We start from the raw sequence: 10,075 nt of genomic DNA, 5'->3' as shown, positions 1-10,075 counted from the left end.
TGCCCCAAAGCTTAGTCCGCCGATCGGCTGCACCGGCACGACGGACCGCTATCGGACAGCAAGTCCGACATGACAACAAATAGGTAGTTCAGACTGCCCGTTCGTTGTGGGGGGAATTGTCTGGGGAGGCAATGTGCGGGTTCTGCTGCTCGTGTCGGCGTTCAACGGTCTGAGCCAGCGGGTCTGGTGCGCGCTGCGGGAGGCGGGCCACGACGTCGGGGTCCTGGTCGCCACCGGGCACGAGGACATCGTCGACGGGGTCGCGGCCGCACAACCCGAGCTGATCATCTGCCCGTACCTCAAGGACCGGGTCCCCGCCGAGGTCTGGAAACACCACCGCACGGTGATCATCCACCCGGGGCCGGTCGGTGACCGCGGGCCGTCGTCGCTGGACTGGGCCATCCTCGAGGGCGCCCCCACCTGGGGTGTGACCGCCCTGCAGGCCGTCGAGGAGCTGGACGCGGGCCCGATCTGGGCGACCCGCACGTTCCCGATGCCCGCCGCCGCCCCCCGCAAGTCGTCCCTCTACAACGGACCGGTCGCCGATGCGGCCGTGGAGTGTGTCTTCGAGGTGCTCACGAAGGCCGCCGACCCCGCGTTCCGGCCGGTGCCCGCGACCGAGCTGACCATCGAGGTGCAGGGCGCCCGGCCGCGGCCCGCGATGAAGCAGGCGGACCGCGCCTTCGACTGGACGCAGCCCTCCGAGCACATCATCCGGCGGATCCGGGCCGCCGACGGCAACCCGGGCGTGCGTACGACGCTCGCCGGTCTGGACGTCTTCGCCTACGACGTGCACCCGGGGCTGACCCGGGGTGCGCGCCCCGGCACCCTGCTCGGCCGCCGGCAGGGCGCTGTGCTCGTCGGCACCGGCGACGGCAGCGTCTGGCTCGGCCACCTGCGCGACGCCACGCAGACGCGGCCGGTCAAGCTGCCCGCGACCACCCTGCTCGGCAAGCGGCTGCGCGGTGTGCCCAACTCACCCGTACCCGTGGGCACCGAACCGGAAGGACCCGCGTACCGGCAGGTGCGGTACCGGCGGTCCGGACCGGTCGGCTGGCTGGCCTTCGACTTCTACAACGGCGCGATGTCCGCCGGGCACTGCCGCCGGCTGCTGGCCGCGTTCCGGCACGCCGCGGCGCAGGACACCCGGGTGCTCGTGCTGCGCGGCGGCACGGACACGTTCAGCAACGGGATCCACCTGAACGTCATCGACGCGTCCGGTGACCCCGCCGACGCCGCCTGGGCGAACATCAAGGCCATCAACGAGGTGTGCCGCGAGATCATCACGTGCACGCGGCAGGTCGTGATCGCCGCGTACGCGGGCAGTGCCGGCGCCGGTGGCGCGATGCTCGGCCTCGGTGCCGACATCGTCGCGGCCCGGCAGGGTGTGGTCCTCAACCCGTACTACGACATGGGGCTCTACGGCTCCGAGCTGCACACCTTCACGCTGCCCCGGCGGGTCGGACCGGAGACCGCCCAGCGGCTCATCGACGCGAAGCTGCCGGTCAGCGCCGAGCAGGCCGCCGACCTGGGGCTGGTCGACGAGGTCGGGCCGCGCCACCCCGAGGCGTACGGCGAGTGGCTCACCGCTCTGGCCGTGCGGCAGGCCGACGCGCGGGAGGCGCGCCGCCGTCAGGCCGCGAAGGCCAAGCGGCTCGCCGGGGAACGGGTGCCGCTGGACGCGTACGAGGCGCGGGAGCTGGCCGAGATGAGCAGCGACATGTTCGGCGACCGGTCCGGTTTTGCCGCCGCCCGGCGGGCGTTCGTGGGCAAGGTGCGTCCCACCACCACACCCGCCCACCTGCTGCCGGCCCCGCGCTCGGAGCAGCCCGCGGCCCGGCCGCGTCAGCTGAGCCGCCCGCGCAACACCGCGCCGGCCGGTGACACCCAGGTCCGGGTGCGGTCCGCGGTCCCGATGTCGGCCTGATCCCCCGCACGCCACGGCGGACGCCCCTCGGGCGTGCGCCGATTCCGCCATGCCCGGGTCTGAGAGGACGCCGATGAGCGACCAAGGAATTCCCGCGCCCAGAGCAGCTGTCGATCCCGCCCTGGCGCGAGCCCTGAACACACCGACCCAGCTTCTGCCCGGCAAGTACGAGTACAGCGGCTACAGCGTGCTGGCCGGACCGGCCGAGGTGCCCGGCCCCGGCCCGCAGCGGGTGCGGATGCGCCCGCTGGCCAGCCGCCGCCCGATCGCCACGGTGCTGATCACCCTGTTTGCGTTCGCCTTCGAGAGCACGTTCTTCGCCTGGCTGCTCTCCTCGATCGAGGTGCCCGACGCGCACCTGCACCGCTGGCTCTACGCGGCCACCGTCGTCATGATCGTGGCGACCGCGCTGATCGAACTGTTCCGGCTGGTCAACGTGTTCACGCTGTGCCTGGCCACACTGTGGGCGCGTGATCCCGTGCCGATGATCCCGGACCGGGCGCTGCGCGTCGCCTTCCTCACCACGATCGTGCCGGGCAAGGAACCGGTCGACATGGTCGAGCGCACGCTGACGGCTGCCCGCGCGATCCGGCACCCCGGCTGTTACGACGTCTGGCTGCTCGACGAGGGCGACAACGACGAGGTCAAGGCGATGTGCGCGCGGCTCGGTGTGCAGCACTTCAGCCGCAAGGGCCGGCCGGAGTACAACACCCCGGCGGGTGCGTTCAAGGCGAAGACCAAACACGGCAACTACAACTCGTGGGTGGAGGAGAACGGCGACGACTACGACGTGTTCGTCTCGGTCGACCCGGACCACGTGCCGATGCCGAACTTCTGCGAGCGGCTGCTCGGGTACTTCCGCGATCCCGACGTGGCGTTCGTGGTGGGCCCGCAGATCTACGGGAACTACGACAACGTCGTCACCCGCTGGGCCGAGTCGCAGCAGTACCTCTTCCACTCGTTGCTCCAGCGGGCCGGCAACCGGCTCGGCGTCTCGATGCTGGTCGGTACGAACAACGCCGTCCGCATCTCGGCCCTGCGCAGCATCGGTGGCCTCCAGGACTCGATCACCGAGGACATGGCCACCAGTCTGGTGCTGCACAGCGCGCGCAACCCGCACTCCGGCAAGCGCTGGCGTTCGGTCTACACGCCGGACGTGCTCGCGGTCGGTGAGGGCCCGTCGTCGTGGACCGACTACTTCACCCAGCAGCACCGGTGGTCACGGGGTACGGACGAGGTTGTCGTCACGTCGTTCCTGAAGTTCCTGTGGCGGCTCGGGCCCCGGCGTGGGCTGCACTACTGGCTGCTGACCTCGTACTACCCGCTGACCGCGCTGGCCTGGCTGCTCGGTGCGGCCAACGCCGTCTGTTATCTGGTGCTGGGCGCCAAGGGTGTGCAGGTGCCGCAGGAAGTCTGGCTGATGCTCTATGTGGACGCCGCGCTCTTCCAGCTGGGCCTCTACGTGTGGAACCGCCGCCACAACACCAGCCCGCACGAGGAGGCCGGTTCGTCGGGGCTCACGGGCATGCTCGTCTCGACGCTGTCCACACCCGTCTACGTGTCGTCCTACCTCGGGGCACTGCTGCGCCGGAAGACCGGCTTCGTGGTGACGCCGAAGGGCGACTCGTCCAGCCCGGACCGGCTGCTGACCTTCGGGCCGGGCCTGCGGTGGGCCGCGTTCTACGTCGCGCTGCTCATCGCCGCGCCGATCGGCGGGCACGTCGACGGCGCGATGTGGCTGTGGCCCGCCATCAACCTCGTCATCTGCCTGATGCCGCCCGCGATCTGGGCCGGTCAGGAATATCAGCGCCGCCGGGCCACCCCGCCGCCCTCCGGCACACCGTCCGAGAAGAACACCGAAGAGCCCGTGGAGTCGTACGTATGAAACCCCGCCCCCGCATGTCGACGGCCCGCCGCCTGCTGAGCGGCGTGATCGGTCTCGTCGTCCTCGGCCTGCTCGTCTTCGTCAACCGTCCCGTGGTCGCGTTCGGGTCCGACGCCCTGCACGACTTCACCATCAACCGCCAGTCCTACAAGGAGAAGTACGGTCACTGGGCGCGGCTGCCGGTGCCGCAGAAGTACCGGGTCAACGCCATCCACGCGGCCCTGCTGAACACCGGCAAGGTGCTGATCGTGGCGGGCAGCGGCAACAACCGGGAGAACTTCGAAGCCGGCACCTTCCGGACGGTCCTGTACGACCCCGCGAAGAACTCGTTCACCGAGGTGCCGACACCGACGGACGTCTTCTGCGCCGGGCACACGTTCCTGCCCAGCGGCAACCTGCTGATCGCGGGCGGGACGAAGTCGTACGAGGTCCTGGAGAAGGACATCACGCACGCCGCCGGGGTCATGAAGATCAAGAACGAGTCACCGGCGGGTGGCCCGCGGAAGTTCCCGAAGGGCACCCGGCTGACGGCCGCGGACGGCCGGGCCTACCTGACCCGCGACGACGTGACCGTGCCGCCGGCGAAGGCGATGAACCACGGCGGCAAGGTGATGACCCACGCGGGCGCGGCCGAGGTCTGGGTCGACGCCGTGGCGGAGGGTGATGCCTCGATCGTCGACCACCCCGCCCAGTACGCGGTGGCCGGTCTCACCGGGCTGGACAAGCGCAACATCTACGGCGTCTCCGACAAGATCACGCGGGAGAAGCAGGAGTACGGCGGTGACAAGACGTCGTACGAGTTCGACCCGCGCACCGAGCGCTACGTGCGGACCGGTGACATGGTCAAGAGCCGCTGGTACCCGACCCTGGCCGAGCTGCCGAACGGTGACGTGCTCGCGGTCTCGGGGCTGGACGAGTTCGGCCGCATGCTGCCCGGCGACAACGAGCGGTACGTCAAGGACCAGCGGCGCTGGGTCGACGCGCCGAAGCTCAAGCGGGTCTTCCCCACCTATCCCGGCCTGCACCTGATGACCGACGGGCGGCTGTTCTTCTCCGGCTCGAACTCCGGGTACGGCTCGGACACCGAGGGGCGTACGCCCGGGCTGTGGGACCTGCGTGACAACAAGTTCCAGGTTGTCCCCGGACTGCCGGAACCGCGGCTGACCGAGACGAGCTCGTCCGTGCTGCTGCCGCCCGCACAGGACCAGCGCGTCATGATCTTCGGTGGTGGTGAGGTCGGCGAGTCCCCGATCTCCACCCGGCGGACGGCGATCGCCGACCTGGACGGGCCGCGGCCGGCGTACCTGCCGGGACCCGACCTGCCGCAGCCGGCGCGCTACCTGAGCACCGTCGTGCTGCCCGACGACACCGTCCTGACGACCGGCGGCTCGTCCGGGTATCGCGGCGGTGAATACCGCGGCAAGACCCGCAGCGACCTGTTCAACGTGCAGATCTACCGGCCCGCCAAGGACCGCTTCGAGACGGCGGCCGAGTCGACCGTCGGCCGCAACTACCACTCGGAGGCGCTGCTGCTGCCGGACGGACGGGTCATCACGATGGGCAGCGACCCGCTCTACGACACCGCCGGCAAGGACCCCGGCACCTTCGAACAGCGCATCGAGGTCTACTCACCGCCGTACCTGTTCAAGGGCAAACGACCGGTGGCCGGCGCCGGACCGACCGCCGTGCAGCGCGGCACGACCGTCGACTTCGCCACCCCGGACGCCAAGCGGATCCGTACGGCCAGACTGCTGCGGCCCGGCGCGGTCACCCACGTGACCGACGTGGACCAGCGGTCCGTTGCCCTGGACGTGACACCGACCGCCGACGGCGTGGCGCTGTCCGTGCCGAAGTCCAAGGGGCTCGTGCCGTCCGGCTGGTACATGCTCTTCCTGGTCGACGACAAGGGTGTGCCGTCGACCGGGCGCTGGGTCCAGGTGCGCTGACGATGCGCCGCCACTGGCCGCTGATCGCCGCCGGACTCTCCCTGACGCTGGTCCTCACGGCCATCGTGACCCTCTCGATGCGCGGTGACGACTCGCCTGTGGTGGTCGGTCCGGCCGCTGCGCAGAAACCCGTACCCACTCCGTCGCGGGCCGGGCGGCTCGCCGATCGTCTGCTCTACGTCGACCCGCAGGGCGCGGCGATCGAACAGGCCGCCGAGTGGGAACGCGCCGGGCGTACCGAGGATGCCCGGACCGTCCGCCGGATCGCCGACCAGCCGACCGCGACCTGGTTCGCCGACGACTCCCCCGGTTACGCCCAGCGGGCCCGGCAGCTGGTCACGGCCGCGACCGCGGCCGGCCGGCTGCCCGTCCTGACCTTCTACAACATCCCCTACCGGGACTGCTCCGGTCAGTCCGCCGGCGGCGCGGCGGACGCCGAGGACTACCGATCCTGGGTACGCGCACTGGCGGCCTCCCTCGACGGACACCGGGCGCTGATCGTGCTGGAACCGGACGCGATCCCGCAGGCGGTCCAGGGCTGCCTCGACGCCGAAGACACCGCCGAGCGGTACACCCTGCTGGCCGAGGCCGTGGACGCGTTGCGCGCGTTGCCGGGTGTGCTCGTCTACCTCGACGCCGGCAACCCGACCTGGATCGAGCCGGGCCCGATGACCACCGCACTACGCCGGTCGGGTATCGAACGCGCCTACGGTTTTGCGCTCAACGTGGCCAACTTCGAGACGACCGAGGACAACCTCGCGTACGGCGCCCGTCTGTCCACATTGCTCGGCGGCACGCACTTCGTGATCGACACGAGCCGCAACGGCAACGGTCCGGCGCAGAAGGGCGCAGGCGACCGCCACTGGTGCAACCCGTCCGGCCGCGCACTGGGCGAGACGCCGACCACCCGCACCGGGGTTCCCCTCGCCGACGCGTTCCTGTGGATCAAACGCCCGGGCGAGTCCGACGGCGCCTGCGGCAGCGGCGCTCCCCCGGCCGGCCAGTGGTGGCCGGAGTACGCCCTTGATCTGGCGGGGCCCCCGTCCTGACCCCGGGATTGTTACGGTGTCCGCCTTCGGGGGAGGACATGCATGAGGTTCAGGGTGATGGCGCTCGCGCTGGTCGCGGCCGCGGCGGTGACCGCGGTGGTGCTGCCGGCGGACGCGGCCGAGACACCGGTGTTCACGTCGGGTGACGTCGGCTTCTCGGAGGGCGGGTCGCTCGACGGCCTGGCCGGGCGGCTCGACGCGATGGACGCCTACGTCGGTGATCGCAAGCCGATGCTGCGGCTCGACCTGAACTGGTCGGCGGTCCAGCCGGCCGCCACGGACGAGCCGCGGTTCACGGCGCTGGACCCGGTTGTCGACGCCGCAGCCGCCCGGGGCATCCGCGTGCTGCTGATCCTGAACTACGGCACGACCTGGACCGGCGGTGTGCACTCGTTCCCGTCCAGCGACGCCGCCTGGCGCGGCATCGTCGACGCCACGGTGACGCACTTCGGCAGCAAGGTGCAGGCGTACGAGGTGTGGAACGAGCCGAACTACGCCCGGTTCGGTGACTACGGCGACGGCAGTGCCGGTGTCCGGCGGGCGCGGTACTGGCAGCTGGTCCGGATCGCCCACGACCGGGTGCACGCCGGCTGCGCCGGCTGTGTCGTGCTCGCCGGGGCCTCGGGTGTCGGCGACGCGGTGAGCGAGACCCGCAACGACAACGAGTCGGCGCAGTGGCTGGACTGGGCCTACGCCAACGGTTACAAGAACAGCTTCGACGCGGTCGCGCATCACCCGTACCCGGCGTGGAACATGGGCCGCAGCCCGTCCCGGCCGGAGTGCACGACGCGGTGGTGGAGCATGTTCGGGCCGCCCGACGCCAAGTGCGCCGAGCTGGCGGCGGTCCGGGCCGTGATGGTCGCGCGCGGCGACTCGGCCAAGAAGATCTGGGGCACGGAGTTCGGCTACCCGTCGACGGGCACCGGCATCACCAAGCTGACCCCGGCCGCCGTCCGCGACAACCTCGAGGAGAGCGTGCGGATGTGGCGGGCCCTCGACTACACCGGGCCGCTGTTCCTCTACTCGTTCCGCGACGCAGCCGTGTGCGGTCCCGATCCGGCCGACGCCGAGTGCCACTTCGGGCTCGTCGACACGGCGGGAAAGCCCAAGCAGCCGGCGTACGACAGTCTCCAGCTCGCGTTGACCGACACCCGGCTGCGGACCCTCGCACCGGGCCGGTCACTGCACCGGGCCTCGGCCCTGCGCTCGACCGACGGCCGCCTCGAGCTGTGGCTGCGGGCCGACGGCAACCTGATCCTCTACCTGGGCAAGACCGAGCTGTGGAAGAAGGTCGGTCTCCAGGGTGTCCGCCTGACCAACCAGACCGACGGCAACCTGGTGCTCTTCGACGGCGCGGGCAAGCGGGTCTGGAGCACCGGCGCCGAGGGCCGCGGTGTCTCCGACCTCGATCTGCAGGACGACGGCAACCTTGTGCTCTACCCGCGGGACAAGTCCAAGAAGCTGTGGTCCACGAACACCTACGGGCACTGACCCCCACGCTGGAGTCAGTGCCCGCAGGCCGCAGGCTGGGTCAGCCCTCGATGCCGTTGACCGGCGGCACCTCGAGGGTGCGCGCGGTCGGCGTACCGCCCAGGATGATCTTCCGGAGCGACGTGTTGTTCGTCGTGCTGAGCTCGGTCAGCTTGTTCGACGGGTTGGCCTTGGTCTCGATGTAGTAGGTGCCGTTCGGCAGGTCGGTCACCTCGAAGGACTGGCCGGGCCGGTCCTGCGTGTAGGTGTCACCGTTGCCGATGTCGAGCACCTCGCGCACCGCGACGGCCGTGTTCTGGCCACAGGAGCTGGAGAGGTCGGTGTTCTCCGGGCGCCACTTGGCGTTCGGGATCGTGTAGTCGACCGCGTCCGTGTTGGCCAGGCAGAAGGCCTCCTTGCCGCTGCGCACGGCGAGCTTCTGGTCGGCCGCGAGCAGGTTGTACTGCGCGAAGTCGGTGAAGTGCCAGTGGCGGTGTCCCTCGCGGGCGTCCCACTCCATCGTGCCGGCGGCGACCGAACCGGTCTCCTTGCCGTTGGCGTCGAAGAAGTACTGGTACGCGTCCATCAGGTCCGTACCGGTCTGGCGGAAACCGTCGACCAGCAGCGGCGACGTGCCCGCGTTCCAGACGGTGGCGCCGAAGGCGACGTAGCTCTTGTCGCCCTCCTGGTTGAGCGAGATGCCCCACGCGGGAAGCGACTTCAGGTCGGGGCGGGGGCCCTTCGCGATGCTCGACGCCTTCACGGCCTTCGGCTTCTTCGCCGGCGGCCGGAAGTTCGGCTTGTACGCCGAGATCTGCAGCGACGGGTCACCCTGGCCGGCGTGCTCGCCGTGCTCGGCGACAGCCGCTTCCGGTGAGGTGTCCTGGCCGACGCGGGCCGCCTTGGACTTGGCCACGACGGCCTCGCCATCGGCGGTCTCGCGCTCGTCGATCGTCTCGACCTTGACGTTGATCTTCAGCGTCCCGCTGTCGGCGGCGATCTTGAAGTAGTCCTGGTACTGCTTGTTCAACGAGACCGTGGCGGTGTAGCTGCCGTCGGCCAGGTCGAAGTCCTCGCCCTTGGGCATGCTGTCGGTGGCGGCGTTCCAGCCCGCCTGGATGCCCCAGACCGCGCCCAGGTTGAACGGGTTGTAGTCGCTGCAGCCCTGCGGGTAGGGGTTCTCCGCGGGTGCGTCACGCCGGGTCCGCGCCGAGTTGTAGCTGTTCGGGCAGAAATCCGTGGTGTAGTTGGCCACCTGGGCGCCGGCCGCGTCCTTGATGGTGACCGTGGTGAAGTCCTTGAGCCCGCCCCAGCCGGTGACCATACCGGCGGGCAGCTGCACGTTCTTCTTCTTGCCGTTCTTGACCACGACCTGGTTGGCCACGATCGGGTCGGCGTACGACTTGCGGGTCGCCCGGATCTCGAACGGGTCCTTGCCCGCGATCACGTTGACGCCCAGATCGAAGTACAGGTACGCCTGGCCGTCGTCGTCCCAGATGTAACGCTCGGCGACGACGTTGGGGGTGGCCAGGGTGAACGCCAGTGGCGGCGGGTCGGTGGCCGCATTGGCCACGCCCATGCCGGCGGCGGTGAGTCCCACCGCGGTGGCCACAGCGCCGGCCACCAGTACTCGGGTCCTTCTTGTCATGCTTTTTCCTTCCGGGAACCTTTGTGTCGCACAGGTAAACCGGAAAGACGTGAAGCGGACGTAAGGACCTATGAGACTTACCTCAAATCACGCAGGCAGGGCGGCTCACCGATACGATCGGCAAAGTCGGGACAGCGCTGTCCTCCGTAC

Annotated in this window: 6 protein-coding genes; 5 read left to right on the top strand and 1 reads right to left on the bottom strand. The window is 70.1% G+C overall.

Going from position 1 to position 10,075, the window contains the following annotated elements; genetic code table 11:
• Positions 1 to 133: 133 nt before the first annotated feature.
• The 5 genes from AFR_RS05340 (at position 134) to AFR_RS05320 (ending at position 8,298) form a co-directional block, all read left to right on the top strand.
• Positions 134 to 1,927: a hydrogenase maturation protein gene (locus tag AFR_RS05340; protein WP_023358877.1), complete on the top strand. Its 1,794-nt coding sequence runs from the start codon at positions 134 to 136 to the stop codon at positions 1,925 to 1,927.
• Positions 1,928 to 2,000: 73 nt separating this feature from the next.
• On the top strand, positions 2,001 to 3,812 hold the full coding sequence (locus tag AFR_RS05335; protein ID WP_023358876.1) for a glycosyltransferase family 2 protein: 1,812 nt from the start codon (positions 2,001 to 2,003) through the stop codon (positions 3,810 to 3,812).
• Positions 3,809 to 5,758 carry a radical copper oxidase GlxA gene (glxA, locus tag AFR_RS05330; RefSeq protein ID WP_041840620.1) on the top strand — a complete coding sequence of 650 codons (1,950 nt, stop codon included), beginning with the start codon at positions 3,809 to 3,811 and terminating at the stop codon, positions 5,756 to 5,758. Before AFR_RS05335 ends, glxA begins: the two co-directional genes overlap by 4 nt.
• 2 nt (positions 5,759 to 5,760) lie before the next feature.
• Positions 5,761 to 6,807: a glycoside hydrolase family 6 protein gene (locus AFR_RS05325; protein ID WP_023358874.1), complete on the top strand. Its 1,047-nt coding sequence runs from the start codon at positions 5,761 to 5,763 to the stop codon at positions 6,805 to 6,807.
• Positions 6,808 to 6,849: 42 nt separating this feature from the next.
• Complete coding sequence (locus tag AFR_RS05320) at positions 6,850 to 8,298, top strand: hypothetical protein (protein ID WP_148307876.1); 1,449 nt, start codon at positions 6,850 to 6,852, stop codon at positions 8,296 to 8,298.
• Positions 8,299 to 8,338: 40 nt separating this feature from the next.
• Here the strand turns inward: AFR_RS05320 and AFR_RS05315 are convergent, their stop codons facing one another.
• Positions 8,339 to 9,925, bottom strand: a complete 1,587-nt coding sequence (locus AFR_RS05315) for a lysyl oxidase family protein (protein WP_041840619.1) — start codon at positions 9,923 to 9,925, stop codon at positions 8,339 to 8,341.
• Positions 9,926 to 10,075 lie beyond the last annotated feature (150 nt).

This window comes from Amorphoplanes friuliensis DSM 7358, from assembly GCF_000494755.1.
In the GTDB taxonomy this organism is placed as follows: Bacteria; Actinomycetota; Actinomycetes; order Mycobacteriales; family Micromonosporaceae; genus Actinoplanes; species Actinoplanes friuliensis.
Note: the sequence above shows the minus strand (reverse complement) of the source record. Positions and strands in the feature narration are given on the sequence as shown.